Genomic DNA, 16,032 nt, shown 5'->3' with positions numbered 1-16,032 from the left:
GCTGTTCAAAGCTTGAGCTGCGTGCTAAAAGAACCTAGAGCTGATCTAGCCGCTTGAAAAAGAAGGGAAAACCATGACCAAGTCGGAGTTGATCGAGAGAATCGTCACCCATCAGGGGCAGCTTTCCGCAAAGGATGTGGAGCTGGCGATCAAGACGATGCTTGAGCAGATGTCCCAGGCTCTGGCTACCGGCGATCGCATCGAGATCCGTGGGTTCGGCAGTTTCTCTCTGCATTACCGCGCACCGCGCGTCGGCCGGAATCCGAAGACCGGCGAATCGGTGCGCCTGGATGGTAAATTCGTTCCGCACTTCAAGCCGGGCAAGGAATTGCGCGATCGGGTGAACGAGCCCGTGTAGCCGGCTAGAGAACGATCGAGGATTTTTCATGCTTCGGCTCAAACGCTTTCTGGCCTTCCTGGCTGCCATCCTGCTCTGCGCAGTGGTCGTCGTCTTCGTCTTGGAGAACCTTCAGCGGGTTCAACTGGCCTTCCTGGGCTGGCAGACGCCGGAGTGGCCGCTGGTGGTCTTCATTACCCTGTCCTTCGTCTTGGGTGGTGTCATCGGCCTGCTGCTGAGCATTCCATTCCGGGCGCGCACGCGCCTGCATCTCTCGGGGCTGCGTTCCGAAGTGTCGCGCTTCCGCAAGGAAAACCAGGCCCTGCGCGACCAGTCGCTGAAGACCCAGTGACACCGGGATGTCCAGCGTTGTAGCGATGCTGCTGTTCGTTTTGGCCCTGGCCGTCGGTTGGTGGCTGGGGCGACGCTCGTTGCGCCCGGGCTCTTGGCCGGCTTCGGCTGACGAGGCGTTGCGCGAGCGGGTGCGCAACATGCACAACCTGCTCGACCGGCATTCCGACGACGCGCTGGAGCGTCTTTCCCAAGGGCTTTCGCTGAACGAGGAAACACTCGAAAGCCACGTTCATGTCGGCAATCTGTTCCGTCGCCGTGGGGATATCGAGAAGGCCATCCAGATCCACCAGGAACTGCTGGACAAGGCATCGGCCAACCCCGAGCTGTCCGCGCAGATCAGTCTCGAACTCGCTCGTGATTACATCGCCGGAGGCTTGCTCGGTAGTGCCGAGCAACTGCTGGATGAGCTGATGCAGCGAGATGGCCAGGCCATCTCACTGGAGGCGCTGGACGAGTTGCGTCGCATCGCCGAGCGTGAGAAGGATTGGGCGCGTGCCGTTGAACTCGCTGCGCGCCTGGTGGGGCGGCGCTCTCAGCTGAAGACGGTGCTGGCCAACTATTATTGCGAGCAGGCTCAGGAGCGCATTCGCGCGGGTGACCGCGACGGTGCCCGCGAGCTTCTCAAGGAAGCCCGGCGGGTCGACCCCCAATGCGTGCGCGCCTTGCTGATGCGCCTGGACTGTGAGCTGTGGCAGCGCAACTTCCAGGCTGCCGACGCCTCCATCACCGAGCTCTGCGCGGCCGATGCCGGCTTTCTCGGCGAGCTGCTGCCCATGTTGCGGCGCCGCGAGTGTTGTGCCGAGCCGGAAATCCTCGCCTGCCTGCGCCGTCTTGCGGAGGCGCCGGATGCATCGCCGGCGCTGCTGGCGATCCTGGCCCAGCTCGATGCGGATGGGCAGGGCTGGCGTGGCCGCTTGCTGGCCAAGGTCCAGCAACAGCCGTCCTGGCGAGGGCTGCTGGACATGCTCGGTACGCTGGGTGGTGGAAGGGCGGACCAGGAGCTGTTCACCCACATGCAGCCGATCATCCTCGGCCTGTATCGATCGATGCCGCACTATCGCTGTGGCAATTGCGGTTTCGCCGGGCGCGAACTGCACTGGCAATGTCCGGGCTGCCACGCGTGGAATACGCTCAGGCCGATCGCTGCTCCCCAGCAGTGATGCCGATGCCCGGAATCATGGATGGTGCCCCGGCGCCCTGAATCTCTAGGAGTGGTGTTGAAAGTACTTCTGACCGGTGCGACCGGTTTTGTCGGGCGGGGCATTCTCGAAGCCTTTGCCGCGATACCGGAGCTGCGCCTGGCGGTGGCGGTGCGTTCCCGTCTGTCTGGCGAATTTCCCGGCGTGGAGATCCACTCCATCGATGGCCTGGACGCGACCCAGGACTGGGCTTCTGCACTGGCTGGCGTGGACGTCGTGATCCATGCCGCGGCCCGGGTGCATGTCATGCGCGAAACCGCGGACGACCCCCAGGCCGAGTTCCGCGCGGTCAACGTCGAGGGCACCCTCAACCTGGCGCGCCAGGCTGCAGCCGCAGGGGTGCGGCGTTTCATCTTCATCAGTTCGATCAAGGTCAACGGTGAGCTGACGCCGCCCGGCCGGCCGTTCCGTGCCGAGGATCGGCCGGAGCCGGCCGATCCCTACGGCCAGTCGAAGCTGGAGGCGGAGAGGGCGCTGTCGCACTTGGCCGAAGGGAGCGCGATGGAGTGGGTGATCATCCGCCCTCCGCTCATCTACGGCCCGGGTGTGGGGGCCAACTTCGCCAGCCTGATGCGTGCGGTGCAGCGGCAGCTGCCCCTGCCGTTCGCTCGGGTGCGCAACCAGCGGAGCCTGGTGGCCAGGGATAATCTGGTCGATCTGCTGCGCGTATGCCTGGAGCACGAGCGTGCCGCCAACCAGGTCTTCCTGGTCAGCGACGACCACGATCTTTCCAGTGCCGAGCTGTGCCGTCGCCTGGCCATGGCTCTCGGCGTACGCTCGCGGCTGCTGCCTGTGCCGGTGGCCCTGCTGCAGGGGCTGGCCGCGCTATTTGGGCGAGGAGCCCAGGCGCAGCGCGTGCTGGGCTCGTTGCAGGTCGATATCGGCAAGACCCGCGAGCTGCTGGGCTGGCAGCCGCCGGTGAGCGTCGACCAGGCGCTCGCGGAGACGGCGCGCTGGTACCGGGAGGCCCGGGCATGATCTTCCTCCTGCTGTTTCTCGCCCTGCTGCTGGCTTGGGCCGGTACCGCCGGGGTTCGCCACTATGCTCTGGCGCGCAGCGTGATGGACGTGCCCAACGAGCGCAGCTCCCACAGTGTGCCGACGCCAAGGGGCGGCGGGGTGGCGATAGTCCTGAGCTTCCTGCTGGCGCTGCTGCTGTCCTGGGGGATGGGCCTGACCGATACGCGCGCCATGCTTGCCCTGCTGCTGTCGGGGGGCTGGATAGCCCTGGTGGGATTCATCGACGATCACCGTCACGTACCGGCGCGCTGGCGCCTGCTCGGCCATTTCCTCGGCGCGGCCTTCCTGCTCTACATGCTGGGGGGGCTGCCGGCCCTGTCGTTCGCCGGCGTTCGCTGGGACCTGGGGCTATTCGGCTCGCTGCTGGCGTTGTTCTACCTGGTGTGGCTGCTGAACCTCTACAACTTCATGGACGGCATCGACGGCATCGCCAGCCTGGAGGCGATTACCGTCTGCGGCGGCGCGGCGCTCTGCTGCTGGTTGGCGGGGGTGGGGTCGGCCGCCTGGCTGCCGCTGTTGCTCGCCGCGGCCACCGCTGGGTTCCTGGCCTGGAACTACCCGCCCGCGCGGATATTCATGGGCGATGCCGGCAGCGGCTTCCTCGGCATCATGCTGGGCGGGCTCTCGCTGCAGGCGGCCTGGCAGGCGCCGCAGTTGTTCTGGTCGTGGCTGATCCTGCTGGGCGCCTTCGTCGTCGATGCCACCTGGACCTTGGCGCGGCGCTTGCTGCGCGGCGAACGGGTCCACGAAGCGCACCGCAGCCATGCCTATCAGCGGGCTTCGCGGCGTCTTGGCCAGCATCGCGCCATCAGTTTGTCGGTGGCTGCGATCAATCTGATATGGCTGTCGCCGATCGCCGTTTTCGTGGCGCTGGGCCGAATCGACGGCGTCGCCGGTCTGTTTCTTGCCTATGCTCCATTGGTGCTGGTCGTGGCATTGCTGGGCGCCGGTGGGCCTGAAAACGGCAAATCGAAGTGAACTCCATGGGAAATGGTGGTCAATGTAACGGGAGACTGCGCTCCCGGACTGGGAAGGATGAAAGGATATGCTGCGAGAGCGCCTGCTGAGGTTGCCCCGACGTTACAAGCGAATGCTGCAGGTCGTCACGGACGTGCTCCTGGTCTGGCTGGCCCTGTGGCTCTCTTTCGTGGTGCGCCTGGGTACGGATGACCTGACCTATCCCTTCCGTGTGCATGCCTGGCTGTTCATCGCCGCGCCGTTGATCGCGATACCGTTGTTCATCCGCTTCGGCATGTACCGGGCGGTCATGCGTTACCTGGGCAACGATGCGCTGATCGCCATCTGGAAGGCGGTGACCATTTCGGCCCTGGTGCTTTCGCTGGTGGTCTACTGGAACCGCTCGGTCGTCGAGGCGGTGCCGCGCTCCCTGGTGCTCAACTATTGGTGGCTGAGCCTGCTGATGGTCGGCGGCCTGCGCCTGGCCATGCGCCAGTACTTCATGGGCGACTGGTACAGCGCGATCCAGGTCGTGCCTTTCCTCAAGCAGGATGATGGCCTGATCAAGGTCGCGGTGTACGGTGCCGGTACCGCGGGCAACCAATTGGTCGCCGCACTGCGCCTGGGGCGGGTGATGCGGCCGGTGGCCTTCATCGACGACGACGACGAGATCGCCAACCGGGTGATTGCCGGCCTGCGGGTGTTCAAGCCCAAGCATATCCAGCAGATGATCGAGGAGACCGGGGCCCAGGAAATCCTCCTGGCGATTCCTTCCGCCTCGCGGGCGCGCCGTCGCGAAATCCTCGGTCTGCTGGAGCCCTATCCGCTGCACGTGCGCAGCGTGCCCGGCATCATCGACCTGGCCAACGGCCGGGTGAAGGTGGACGACATCCAGGAAGTGGACATCGCCGACCTGCTGGGGCGCGACCCGGTGGCGCCGCGCAAGGAGCTGCTGGAGCACTGCATCCGCGGCCAGGCGGTGATGGTCACCGGGGCGGGCGGTTCCATCGGTTCGGAGCTGTGCCGCCAGATCCTGCCCTGCGGGCCCACGGTGATGGTGCTGTTCGAGCACTGCGAGTTCAATCTCTACCGCATCCACCAGGAACTGGAGCAACGCGTCCGGCGGCAATCCCTGCCGGTGCAGCTCGTGCCCATCCTGGGCTCGGTACGCAGCGCCGAGCGCCTGCTGGAGGTGCTGGGCAGCTGGAAGATCAACACCGTCTACCACGCGGCCGCCTACAAGCATGTGCCCATCGTCGAGCACAATATTTCCGAAGGGGTGCTGAACAACGTCCTGGGGACGCTGTATGCGGCCCAGGCCTCGATCCAGGCTGGCGTGCAGAACTTCGTGCTGATCTCCACCGACAAGGCTGTGCGACCGACCAACGTCATGGGCGGGACCAAGCGCCTGGCCGAGATGATCCTCCAGGCGCTCAGTCTGGAGCCCGCGCCGGTGCTCTTCGGCGACAAGACCGGGGTCCACCATGTGAACAAGACCCGCTTCACCATGGTGCGTTTCGGCAACGTGCTGGGCTCGTCCGGCTCGGTCATCCCGCTGTTCCGTGAGCAGATCAAGCGTGGCGGCCCGGTGACCGTCACCCATCCGGCGATCACCCGCTATTTCATGACCATTCCCGAGGCTGCGCAGTTGGTGATCCAGGCGGGCTCCATGGGGCGCGGCGGCGACGTCTTCGTGCTCGACATGGGCCAGCCGGTGAAAATCCTCGAGCTGGCCCAGCGGATGATCCACCTTTCCGGGCTCAGCGTGCGCTCGGAGAGTTCGCCTCACGGTGACATCGCCATCGAGTTCAGTGGCCTGCGTCCCGGCGAGAAGCTTTATGAGGAGTTGTTGATCGGCGACGAGGTAGGCGCCACCGAGCACCCGATGATCATGAAGGCGAACGAGGAAATGCTGCCTTGGGAGGCGTTCAAGACGGTGCTGGTCTCGCTGCTGAAGGCGGTGGAGCGGGGCGACTACGCCCAGGTGCGTATGCTGCTGCGGGAGACGGTCAACGGCTACTGCCCGGATGGCGACATCGTCGACCTGGTCCACCAGCAGCGTCGTATGGAGCCCTGACAGACCGATACCGGTGCTCGGTCGGACACTGCCTTGTTGCAGGAGGGGCTCTTCGTCCAATCGGCGAGGAAGCCCCTGATTCATTCAAAGTGTGATTTTCCCTTCTTCCCCTTGCCCCGCTCCTGTCGCTAAAGGTGAATGGCGAGCCCGTTCTGGCTCGCCATACCCAGTGACTAAAAGGAGTTGTTCATGCATAAGGCATTCGCGCTACTGCTGGTCGTGCTTTCCTCCCTTTCCCTGTCGGGCATGGCTGCCGCCGCTCCCGCGCCGGAGAAGCTGACGCCGGCGACGGTCACCATGCACGACGAGAAGGAAGGGCTGGTCAGCCTCAACACGGCGGACGCAGAGACGCTGCAAAAGCGGCTCAAGGGGATCGGCAAGGCCAAGGCCGAAGCCATAGTGGCCTATCGGCAGGCCAATGGCCCCTTCACCAGCCTGGATCAGTTGCTGGAAGTGAAGGGCATCGGCAAGGCGATCCTGGAGAGCAACCGGGAGGCGATCAGCCTCGACTGAGGCACTCCGCGATGGAAAGGCCGGTCCGGGTGACCGGCCTTTTTCGTTGCGTAGGGCGGATAACCGTTCGCGGTTATCCGCCGTTGTCTAGGGAAACGGCGGACAGGACGATTGGTGTGGACGTTTCCTCGTAGGAGCGGATTTATCCGCGATTCCGCCGGTAGGACCAGCATTCCGTCGAGCAGGGCGATGGGTATCGCTTCGCTCCACCCATCCTACGAAGAGCTGGGCGTCGCCCCAAAGAAAAAGCCCCCGGCATATGCCGAGGGCTTTTGAATTTTGGCTCCGCGACCTGGACTCGAACCAGGGACCCAATGATTAACAGTCATTTGCTCTACCGACTGAGCTATCGCGGAACAACGGGGCGTATCTTACTGATTAAGAAGGGGAAGTCAACATTCTGCCGATGACTTCCCCGGTTTTTTTCAGAGCACCTGGACGATGGCGCGGGTGACGGTTTCCAGGTTGCCATTGTTCAGCGCGGCGACGCAGATGCGGCCGGTGCCGACGGCGTAGATGCCGAACTCGTTCTTCAGGCGCTCCACCTGCTCGGCGGTCAGGCCGGAGTAGGAGAACATGCCGCGCTGCTGGGCGACGAAGCCGAAGTCGCGCTTGGCGCCCAGGGCGGCCAGTTGCTCGACCATGGCGACGCGCATGTTGCGGATGCGGCTGCGCATTTCGCCCAGTTCCTCTTCCCACAAGGCGCGCAGTTCCGGGCTGTTGAGCACGGCGGAAACGACGCTGGCGCCGTGGGTCGGCGGGTTGGAGTAGTTGGTGCGGATCACGCGCTTGACCTGGGACAGGACGCGGGCGGACTCCTCGCGGCTGTTGGTGACCACCGACAGCGCGCCGACGCGCTCGCCGTACAGCGAGAACGACTTGGAGAAGGAGCTGGAAACGAAGAAGTTCAGGCCGGACTGGGCGAACAGGCGCACTGCGGCGGCGTCTTCGTCGATGCCGTCGCCGAAGCCCTGGTAGGCGATGTCGAGGAAGGGCACGTGGCCTTTGGCCTTGAGCACTTCCAGGACCTGTTTCCAGTCGTCCAGGCTCAGGTCGACGCCGGTCGGGTTGTGGCAGCAGGCGTGCAGGACCACGATGGACTGCGAAGGCAGGGCGTTGAGGTCTTCCAGCAGGCCGGCGCGGTTCACGCCGTGGCTGGCGGCGTCGTAGTAGCGGTAGTTCTGCACCGGGAAGCCGGCGGCCTCGAACAGCGCGCGGTGGTTTTCCCAGCTCGGGTCGCTGATGGCCACGGTGGCGTTGGGCAGCAGGCGCTTGAGGAAGTCGGCGCCGGTCTTCAGCGCGCCGGTGCCGCCCACGGCCTGGGTAGTGACCACGCGGCCCTCGGCCAGCAGCTCGGAGTCGGCGCCGAACAGCAGCTTCTGCACGCCCTGGTCATAGGCGGCGATGCCTTCGATCGGCAGGTAGCCGCGCGGAGCGTGTGCTTCGATGCGGGCTTTCTCCGCGGCCTGTACCGCGCGCAGCAACGGGAGGCGACCCTCTTCGTTGTAGTACACGCCAACGCCCAGGTTGATCTTGCCCGGGCGGGTATCGGCGTTGAAAGCTTCGTTCAGGCCCAGGATGGGGTCGCGGGGGGCCATTTCGACAGCGGAGAACAGACTCATTTTGGCAGCAGCTCTAGGGCGGGAGTGAAGATGCAATTGCAACCCCCCGCGCACGGCGCTGGGGGATGCGTCGACGGGCCGGTATTATATAGGCCTCTATGGCAGGCGGCGAGTTGATCGCGCATGCTTTCGCCTGGTTTGACGCCGCAGCCGCGCCCGCGTCACACCCCACAGCGAGGTTCCCATGTCGACATTCCAACTGGATTCGCGCTTCAAGCCGGCGGGCGACCAGCCCGAGGCGATCCGACAGATGGTCGAGGGCCTGGAAGCGGGCCTTTCGCACCAGACGCTGCTGGGGGTGACCGGCTCCGGCAAGACCTTCAGCATCGCCAACGTCATCGCCCAGGTGCAGCGCCCGACCATGGTCCTGGCGCCGAACAAGACCCTGGCCGCGCAGCTCTACGGCGAATTCAAGACCTTCTTCCCGCACAACGCGGTGGAATACTTCGTCTCCTACTACGACTACTACCAGCCGGAAGCCTACGTGCCGTCCTCCGATACCTATATCGAGAAGGACTCGTCGATCAACGACCACATCGAGCAGATGCGCCTCTCCGCGACCAAGGCCCTGCTGGAGCGCGAGGACGCCATCATCGTCTGCACCGTGTCGTCCATCTACGGCCTGGGCGACCCGGCGTCCTACCTGAAGATGGTCCTGCACCTGGACCGCGGCGACCGCATGGACCAGCGCGAGCTGCTGCGCCGCCTGACCAGCCTGCAATACACCCGCAACGACATGGACTTCGCCCGCGCCAGCTTCCGCGTGCGCGGCGACGTGATCGACATCTTCCCGGCGGAATCCGAGCTGGAAGCCATCCGCGTCGAGCTGTTCGACGACGAGGTGGAGAACATTTCCGCCTTCGACCCGCTGACCGGCGAGGTGATCCGCAAGCTGCCGCGCTTCACCTTCTACCCCAAGAGCCACTACGTGACGCCGCGGGAAACCCTGATGCAGGCGGTGGAGCAGATCAAGGAAGAGCTCAAGGTGCGCCTGGACTACCTGCGCAACAACAACAAGCTGGTGGAGGCCCAGCGCCTGGAGCAGCGCACCCGCTTCGACCTGGAGATGATCCTCGAGCTGGGCTACTGCAACGGCATCGAGAACTACTCGCGCTACCTCTCCGGGCGCGGCCCCGGCGAGCCGCCGCCGACCCTCTACGACTACCTGCCGGCCAACTCGCTGCTGGTGATCGACGAATCCCACGTCAGCGTTCCCCAGGTTGGCGCCATGTACAAGGGCGACCGTTCGCGCAAGGAAACCCTGGTGGAATACGGCTTCCGCCTGCCCTCGGCGCTGGACAACCGGCCGCTGCGCTTCGAGGAATGGGAGGCCATCAGCCCGCAGACCATCTTCGTCTCCGCCACCCCCGGCCCCTATGAAGAGCAGCATGCCGGGCGGGTGATCGAGCAGGTGGTGCGGCCCACCGGCCTGGTCGACCCGCAGATCGAGGTGCGCCCGGCCTCCACCCAGGTCGACGACCTGCTCTCGGAAATCCGCCTGCGCGTGGCCAGCGGGGAGCGCGTGCTGGTCACCACCCTGACCAAGCGCATGGCCGAGGACCTCACCGACTACCTGGGCGACCACGACGTGCGCGTGCGCTACCTGCACTCGGACATCGACACCGTCGAGCGCATGGAGATCATCCGCGACCTGCGCACCGGCGCCTTCGACGTGCTGGTGGGTATCAACCTGCTGCGCGAGGGCCTGGACATGCCCGAGGTGTCGCTGGTGGCCATCCTCGACGCCGACAAGGAAGGCTTCCTGCGTTCCGAGCGCTCGCTGATCCAGACCATCGGCCGCGCCGCGCGCAACCTCAACGGCAAGGCGATCCTCTATGCCGACAACGTCACCGGCTCGATGCAGCGCGCCATGGACGAGACCGAGCGGCGGCGCAACAAGCAGATCGCCTTCAACGAGCAGCACGGCATCGTGCCCAAGGGTGTGAAGAAGGACATCAAGGACATCCTCGAGGGCGCCAGCGTGCCGGGCGCCAAGGGCAAGCGCCGCGGCGTGGCCAAGGTGGCGGAGGAGAGCGGGCGCTACGAGGGCGAACTGCGCTCGCCGAACGAGATCGGCAAGCGTATCCGCCAGCTCGAAGAGAAGATGTACCAGCTGGCCCGGGACCTGGAGTTCGAAGCCGCCGCCGCGGTGCGCGACGAAATCCACAAGCTGCGCGAACGCCTGGTGGAGGTCGGCTGACCTCCACCGCGGGGCTCAGTGCGCGCCGGCGCCAGCCTGGGCGCCGAGGCCCGCGGGCAGGGGGCGCGTCAGCAGGGCTGCGAGCATGCTCACGGCGAGGACGATGCCGATGGCGTGGAAGGCGTCGTTGTAGGCCATGATCGCCGCCTGCTGGTGGACGATCACGCTCACTTCGCCCAGCGCCGCCTGCTGGCTGCCCAGTTGCGCGGCCAGTTGTGCCAGGCGCTCTTCCACCGCGCCATTCATCGGCACCACCGCTTCGCGCAGGTAGTCGTAGTAGACCTTGGCGCGGCTATCCAGCAGCGTCGCCAGCAGGGCGATGCCGATGGCGCCGCCGAGGTTGCGCAGGATGTTGAACAGGCTGGAGGCGGAGCCGGCGTCCTGCGGCTGCAGGTAGGCGGTGGCGATCAGCGAGATGGTCACCATCACCATCGGCTGGCCGAGGGCGCGCAGCAGCTGGATCTGGTTGAACTGCGGGCCGGCGAAGTCCGGGTTGAGCACCCCGGAGCTGAAGCTGGCCAGGCCGAACAGGCCGAAGCCCAGGGCGCACAGCAGGCGCGGCTCGATGATCTTCATCAGCTTGGGGATCAGCGGGATGAGGAACAGCTGCGGCACGCCCATCCACATGATCACCTCGCCGATCTGCATGGCGTTGTAGCCCTGGATCTGCGCCAGGTACAGCGGCAGCACGTAGATCGAGCCGTACAGCCCCATGCCCAGGCCGATGCTGGAGATGCTCGCCAGGCCGAAATTGCGGTTGCGCAGGATGCCCAGGTTGATCAGCGGGTTGGGCCGCGAGGTCTGCAGGATGACGAAGAGGATCAGGCTGACCAGGGCGATGCTGCCCAGGGCGACGATCAGGTTCGATTCCAGCCAGTCCTTGCGGTGGCCTTCCTCGAGGAACACCTGCAGGCAGCCCAGGCCGATGGCCATGGTGACGATGCCGGCGTAGTCGGTGCTCTTGAGCAGTTCCCAGTGCGGCGCCTTCTTCTCCAGGCCGTAGAGCAGCCCGGCGATCATCAGCAGCCCCGGCGGGATGTTGATGTAGAAGATGTACTCCCAGCCGAAGTTCTCGGTCAGCCAGCCGCCCAGGGTGGGGCCGATGGACGGCGCGAAGGTGGCGGTGATGGCGAACAGCGCCATGCCCTTGGGCCGGTGGTGCTCCGGCAGCTTGAGCAGGCTCAGGGTGAAGGCCAGGGGGATGAGCGCGCCGCCGGTGAAACCCTGCATGGCGCGGAACACGATCATGCTCTCCAGGTTCCAGGCGAAGGAGCACAGCAGCGAGGAGAACAGGAAACCGATCGACACCATCACCGCCAGGCGCCGCGCCGACAGCAGCTGCACCAGCCAGGCGGTGAGCGGGATCATGATGATCTCGGCCACCAGGTAGGAGGTGGAGATCCACGAGCCTTCCTCCAGGGTCGCGGCCAGCGCGCCCTGGATGTCCTTCAGCGAGGAATTGGTGATCTGGATGTCCAGCACCGCTATGAAGGCGCCGAGCATCGCCGAGAGCACGGCGATCCAGTCGCGCCGGGTGGGCTCACCGGCCGGGCGGACGAGGGCGTCAGCGCTCACCGAGCTGCACCTCGGCCTCGACAGACATGCCCGGGCGGATCAGGCCCTTGAGCGGGTTGTCGGCGGCGAAGGTGATCTTCACCGGGATGCGTTGCACCACCTTGGTGAAGTTGCCGGTGGCATTGTCCGGCGGCAGCAGGCTGAACTGGGCGCCGGAGGCGGCGAAGAGGCTGTCCACGCAGCCTTCGATGGGGGTGTCGGGGAAGCTGTCGAGGATCAGCCGGGCCTTCTGCCCCGGGCGCATGTGGCCGACCTGGGTCTCCTTGAAGTTGGCCTGTACCCAGATGCCTTCGTCGGGCACCAGCGCCAGCAGCTGGCTGCCGACCTGCACATACTGGCCCACCCGCGCGCTGCGCTGGCCGACCAGGCCGGCGACGGGGGCGCGCAGTTCGGTGCGCGCCAGGTTGATCTCGGCCTGGGCGATCTCCGCCCGGGAGGCGTCGATCTGCGCCTGCAGGCGCTTGATGTCGGCGTTCAGGGCGTCGATCTGGATGCGCTGGGCCTGCAGGTCGGCCTGGGCTTTGGCTACCTGCGAGCGGGCCACGTGGGAATCGGCGGTCAGGGTAGTGACGCGCTCCTCGGAAACGTAGCCGGGCTTGCGTAGGGTCTGGGCGCGGTTGAGGTCGATCTGGGTGCGGCCGAAGGTGGCCTGGGTGGCGTTCAGGTCGGCCTCGCTGGCGGCGATCATGCTGCCCTGGCCCTTGAGCTTGCTGCGCGCCTGGGCCAGCTCCGCCTCATGGGTGGCGAGGGCTGCTTTGGCGCGGTCCAGGGCCAGGCGGAAGTCGGCATCCTCCAGCTTGACCAGCAGCTGGCCTTTTTCCACGTGCTGGTTGTCGGTGACCAGCACTTGGTCGATGCGCGCGCCCAGCTGGCTGGCGATGCGGGTGATCTCGCCCTGGACGTAGGCGTTGTCGGTGGTTTCCTGGAAGCGGCCGATGAAGTACCAGCGCGCCAGGAAGGCCAGGGCGACCAGGCAGAAAATGACGAAGAAGATGCTCAGGCGGCGTTTTAATTGTGCGGGCATGATAAACGAGCGTTTGTTTGGCAGAATTTTTCCCGCCAATGTAACAGTGTTCCCGGCCGGGGCGCAGTCGCTACAATTCGGAAACTTTGTTGTTTATAAGGAACAATAATGGGGCTGGATGATGCGCTGATCTTCACCCGTGTCGTGGAGTTCCACAGTTTCACCCAGGCCGCCCACAGCCTGGGCATGCAGAAGTCCACGGTCAGCCGGCGCATAGCGCTGCTGGAAGAGCGCCTGGGCGTGCGCCTGCTCAACCGCACCACGCGCAAGCTGCGCCTGACCGAGGTGGGGCAGGCCTACTACGACCGCTGCCGGCAGATCATGCTCGACTTCGCCGAGGCCGAGCAGGCGGTGATGCAGTTGCAGCAGGAGCCTTCGGGCCTGCTGCGGATCACCGCGCCCATCGAGTTCGGCCAGCTGTACCTGGCCGAGGTGCTCGGCGACTTCATGCGCCTCTACCCGCAGATTACCGCGGAAGTGGAGCTCGGCTCGCGCACCGTCGATCCGCTGGAGGAGGGCGTGGACATCGCCATCACCGTCGGCCAGCCGGAGGACTCGACGCTGATCGCCCGCCGCCTGCTGGTGACCAGCCGCTGCCTGTGCGCCAGCCCCGGCTACCTGCAGCAGCACGGGCGGCCGCTGCACGTCGAGGACCTGGCGCGGCATCGCGCGGTGCTGCTGGCGCAGGACTCGCAACGCTACTGGCCGCTGCTGAACGAGAGCGTGCCCTGCCAGCGCGTGCTGTCCTGCAACAACATCTCCTTCGCCCGCGAGGCGGTGCTGGCCGGGGCGGGCATCGCCTCGCTGCCGGAGCTGATCGTCGATGTGGCACTGGAAAGCGGCCGCCTGGAGCGCCTGTTGCCGGAGGTGCAGCTGCCCATCGGCGAACTCTATGCGGTCTATCCCTCGCGGCGCTTCCAGGCGATGAAGGTGAAGACCTTCCTCGACTACCTGATCCACCGCCTGCCCATCGACGAAGCCCATCGGCTGGAGCCGGGGGCGGCGCGCCTGATAACATCGCACCCATGAATGCGGGCCGCGGTCCGCATCTTTCATTCCGGTTTTCACGAGAGCTTTCATGACCACTGTCCGCACCCGCATCGCGCCGTCCCCCACCGGCGACCCGCACGTCGGCACCGCCTACATCGCGCTGTTCAACCTGTGCTTCGCCCGCCAGCACGGCGGCAAGTTCATCCTGCGCATCGAGGACACCGACCAGGTGCGTTCCACCCGCGAGTCGGAACAGCAGATCTTCGACGCCCTGCGCTGGCTGGGCATCGAGTGGGACGAAGGCCCGGACGTCGGCGGCCCGCACGGCCCGTACCGGCAGAGCGAGCGCGGCGCCATCTACAAGCGGTACAGCGACGAACTGGTGGAGAAGGGCCACGCCTTCCCCTGCTTCTGCTCCGCCGAGCGCCTGGACGCCATCCGCGCCGAGCAGCAGGCGCGCAAGGAAACCCCGCGCTACGACGGCCACTGCATGCACCTGCCCAAAGAGGAGTCGCAGCGCCGCATCGCCGCCGGCGAATCCCACGTGGTGCGCATGAAGGTGCCGACCGAGGGCGTCTGCGTGGTCCCGGACATGCTCCGCGGCGACGTCGAGATTCCGTGGGACCGCATGGACATGCAGGTGCTGATGAAGGCCGACGGCCTGCCCACCTACTTCCTGGCCAACGTGGTCGACGACCATCTGATGGGCATCACCCACGTGCTGCGCGGCGAAGAGTGGCTGCCCTCGGCGCCCAAGCTGATCAAGCTGTACGAGTACTTTGGCTGGGAACAGCCGGTGCTCTGCTACATGCCGCTGCTGCGCAACCCGGACAAGAGCAAGCTGTCCAAGCGCAAGAACCCCACCTCCATCACCTTCTACGAGCGCATGGGCTTCCTGCCCCAGGCGCTGCTGAACTACCTGGGCCGCATGGGCTGGTCGATGCCCGACGAGCGCGAGAAGTTCAGCCTGCAGGAGATGATCGACAACTTCGACCTGTCCCGCGTGTCCCTCGGCGGGCCGATCTTCGACATGGAGAAGCTGTCCTGGCTGAACGGCCAGTGGATCCGCGAGCAGTCGGTCGAGGAGTTCGCCCGCGAAGTGCAGAAATGGGCGCTCAACCCCGAGTACCTGATGAAGATCGCCCCCCACGTGCAGGGCCGGGTGGAGAACTTCAGCCAGATCGCCCCGCTGGCCGGCTTCTTCTTCAGCGGCGGCGTGCCGCTGGACGCCAAGCTGTTCGAGCACAAGAAGCTCGACGCCACCCAGGTGCGCCAGGTCCTGCAGCTGGTGCTGTGGAAGCTGGAAGCGCTGCGCCAGTGGGAGAAGGAGCGCATCACCGCGACTATCCAGGCCGTCGCCGAACACCTGGGCCTGAAGCTGCGCGACGTCATGCCGCTGATGTTCCCGGCCATCACCGGCCACGCCAGCTCGGTGTCGGTGCTCGACGCCATGGAAATCCTCGGCGCCGACCTGTCGCGCTATCGCCTGCGCCAGGCCCTGGAACTGCTGGGCGGGGCGTCGAAGAAGGAAGCCAAGGAGTGGGAGAAGATCCGCGACGCCATCGCCGGCTGACGGATTCCGCCTGACAAAAGGCCGGCCGCCTCCGGGCGCCCGGCCTTTTTCGTGTCCATAATCCCTGGGGCCGGGCCGCGGTTGTAAGGGGCCGAAGGCGCGGCGCAGGGGAGGGGAACCGGGCTCCTTTGCTAAGTGATTGTTCTTTGGGAGAAAAAATTTAAAAAAGTCGAAAATTCTTGTTGACAGGGTTACCTCCCGCCCCTAAGATGCGCCCCGTTCCAGCGACGAACTGAACGACAGGGCGAAGCGGAACGGTAGATGTAGCGGTACTTTGGGGCTATAGCTCAGCTGGGAGAGCGCTTGCATGGCATGCAAGAGGTCGACGGTTCGATCCCGTCTAGCTCCACCAAATTACCAGTAGGTTTCGCCACTTCGGGGCGGAGCCGAAAATCGAAGGTTTGCGTCCCCTTCGTCTAGTGGCCTAGGACACCGCCCTTTCACGGCGGTAACAGGGGTTCGAGTCCCCTAGGGGACGCCACTTATTCCAGCGACGATGCGCTCGCGTCGTCCGCCAGAGTCATCTGGGGCTATAGCTCAGCTGGGAGAGCGCTTGCATGGCATGCAAGAGGTCGACGGTTCGATCCCGTCT

General features: G+C 65.5%; 13 protein-coding genes and 3 tRNA genes. 12 read left to right on the top strand and 4 right to left on the bottom strand.

All coding sequences use genetic code 11. The features are described from left to right. Positions 1-73: 73 nt before the first annotated feature. The 7 genes from ihfB (at position 74) to BM060_RS00055 (ending at position 6,456) form a co-directional block, all read left to right on the top strand. A complete protein-coding gene (ihfB, locus tag BM060_RS00085) occupies positions 74-358 on the top strand; it encodes an integration host factor subunit beta (protein WP_009621012.1) in 285 nt (94 codons plus the stop codon). Between the two features lie 28 nt (positions 359-386). Beyond that, positions 387-689 carry a LapA family protein gene (locus BM060_RS00080; protein ID WP_009621013.1) on the top strand — a complete coding sequence of 101 codons (303 nt, stop codon included), beginning with the start codon at positions 387-389 and terminating at the stop codon, positions 687-689. A 7-nt stretch (positions 690-696) separates the two neighbouring features. Then, entirely contained in the window at positions 697-1,851 is a 1,155-nt protein-coding gene (locus tag BM060_RS00075) for a tetratricopeptide repeat protein (RefSeq protein WP_074976187.1), read from the top strand. Positions 1,852-1,908: 57 nt separating this feature from the next. Beyond that, positions 1,909-2,868 carry a UDP-glucose 4-epimerase family protein gene (locus tag BM060_RS00070; protein ID WP_083426692.1) on the top strand — a complete coding sequence of 320 codons (960 nt, stop codon included), beginning with the start codon at positions 1,909-1,911 and terminating at the stop codon, positions 2,866-2,868. Further along, positions 2,865-3,887 (top strand): MraY family glycosyltransferase, encoded by a 1,023-nt coding sequence (locus BM060_RS00065; protein WP_074976182.1) that lies wholly within the window; start codon positions 2,865-2,867, stop codon positions 3,885-3,887. The genes BM060_RS00070 and BM060_RS00065 overlap by 4 nt, the downstream gene beginning before the upstream one ends. A 67-nt stretch (positions 3,888-3,954) precedes the next feature. Further along, entirely contained in the window at positions 3,955-5,943 is a 1,989-nt protein-coding gene (locus BM060_RS00060) for a polysaccharide biosynthesis protein (RefSeq protein WP_074976180.1), read from the top strand. A gap of 189 nt (positions 5,944-6,132) precedes the next feature. Then, positions 6,133-6,456 carry a ComEA family DNA-binding protein gene (locus tag BM060_RS00055; RefSeq protein WP_043313517.1) on the top strand — a complete coding sequence of 108 codons (324 nt, stop codon included), beginning with the start codon at positions 6,133-6,135 and terminating at the stop codon, positions 6,454-6,456. Between the two features lie 280 nt (positions 6,457-6,736). Here BM060_RS00055 and BM060_RS00050 read toward each other — a convergent pair. Further along, a tRNA-Asn gene (locus BM060_RS00050) sits at positions 6,737-6,812 on the bottom strand. A gap of 69 nt (positions 6,813-6,881) precedes the next feature. Further along, complete coding sequence (locus BM060_RS00045; protein ID WP_074976178.1) at positions 6,882-8,078, bottom strand: amino acid aminotransferase; 1,197 nt, start codon at positions 8,076-8,078, stop codon at positions 6,882-6,884. A gap of 184 nt (positions 8,079-8,262) precedes the next feature. On the opposite strand from BM060_RS00045, the gene uvrB reads away from it, so the two are divergent. Beyond that, entirely contained in the window at positions 8,263-10,278 is a 2,016-nt protein-coding gene (uvrB, locus tag BM060_RS00040; RefSeq protein ID WP_074976177.1) for an excinuclease ABC subunit UvrB, read from the top strand. Positions 10,279-10,293: 15 nt separating this feature from the next. Here uvrB and BM060_RS00035 read toward each other — a convergent pair whose 3' ends face one another. After that, positions 10,294-11,853, bottom strand: a complete 1,560-nt coding sequence (locus BM060_RS00035; RefSeq protein ID WP_074976175.1) for an MDR family MFS transporter — start codon at positions 11,851-11,853, stop codon at positions 10,294-10,296. Further along, positions 11,843-12,877, bottom strand: a complete 1,035-nt coding sequence (locus BM060_RS00030) for an HlyD family secretion protein (RefSeq protein WP_074976172.1) — start codon at positions 12,875-12,877, stop codon at positions 11,843-11,845. The genes BM060_RS00035 and BM060_RS00030 overlap by 11 nt, the downstream gene beginning before the upstream one ends. 108 nt (positions 12,878-12,985) lie before the next feature. Here BM060_RS00030 and BM060_RS00025 point away from each other — a divergent pair, with 108 nt between their 5' ends. The 4 genes from BM060_RS00025 (at position 12,986) to BM060_RS00010 (ending at position 15,921) form a co-directional block, all read left to right on the top strand. Beyond that, positions 12,986-13,906, top strand: a complete 921-nt coding sequence (locus BM060_RS00025) for a LysR family transcriptional regulator (protein ID WP_074976169.1) — start codon at positions 12,986-12,988, stop codon at positions 13,904-13,906. A gap of 49 nt (positions 13,907-13,955) precedes the next feature. Continuing rightward, a complete protein-coding gene (gltX, locus tag BM060_RS00020) occupies positions 13,956-15,440 on the top strand; it encodes a glutamate--tRNA ligase (protein ID WP_009621034.1) in 1,485 nt (494 codons plus the stop codon). Positions 15,441-15,716: 276 nt separating this feature from the next. Next, positions 15,717-15,792 (top strand) — tRNA-Ala (locus BM060_RS00015). Positions 15,793-15,845: 53 nt separating this feature from the next. Continuing rightward, a tRNA-Glu gene (locus tag BM060_RS00010) sits at positions 15,846-15,921 on the top strand. Positions 15,922-16,032 lie beyond the last annotated feature (111 nt).

The sequence above is a fragment of the Pseudomonas citronellolis genome (assembly GCF_900112375.1).
Lineage (GTDB): Bacteria > Pseudomonadota > Gammaproteobacteria > Pseudomonadales > Pseudomonadaceae > Pseudomonas > Pseudomonas citronellolis.
This window is presented reverse-complemented; position numbering and strand designations above follow the sequence as displayed.

Bases quoted from the DNA above. Each gene is read 5' to 3' on its own strand.
- ihfB (WP_009621012.1), top strand. From the start codon at position 74: ATGACCAAGTCGGAGTTGATCGAGAGAATCGTCACCCATCAGGGGCAG.
- BM060_RS00080 (WP_009621013.1), top strand. From the start codon at position 387: ATGCTTCGGCTCAAACGCTTTCTGGCCTTCCTGGCTGCCATCCTGCTC.
- BM060_RS00075 (WP_074976187.1), top strand. From the start codon at position 697: ATGTCCAGCGTTGTAGCGATGCTGCTGTTCGTTTTGGCCCTGGCCGTC.
- BM060_RS00065 (WP_074976182.1), top strand. From the start codon at position 2,865: ATGATCTTCCTCCTGCTGTTTCTCGCCCTGCTGCTGGCTTGGGCCGGT.
- BM060_RS00060 (WP_074976180.1), top strand. From the start codon at position 3,955: ATGCTGCGAGAGCGCCTGCTGAGGTTGCCCCGACGTTACAAGCGAATG.
- BM060_RS00055 (WP_043313517.1), top strand. From the start codon at position 6,133: ATGCATAAGGCATTCGCGCTACTGCTGGTCGTGCTTTCCTCCCTTTCC.
- BM060_RS00045 (WP_074976178.1), bottom strand. From the start codon at position 8,078: ATGAGTCTGTTCTCCGCTGTCGAAATGGCCCCCCGCGACCCCATCCTG.
- uvrB (WP_074976177.1), top strand. From the start codon at position 8,263: ATGTCGACATTCCAACTGGATTCGCGCTTCAAGCCGGCGGGCGACCAG.
- BM060_RS00030 (WP_074976172.1), bottom strand. From the start codon at position 12,877: ATGCCCGCACAATTAAAACGCCGCCTGAGCATCTTCTTCGTCATTTTC.
- BM060_RS00025 (WP_074976169.1), top strand. From the start codon at position 12,986: ATGGGGCTGGATGATGCGCTGATCTTCACCCGTGTCGTGGAGTTCCAC.
- gltX (WP_009621034.1), top strand. From the start codon at position 13,956: ATGACCACTGTCCGCACCCGCATCGCGCCGTCCCCCACCGGCGACCCG.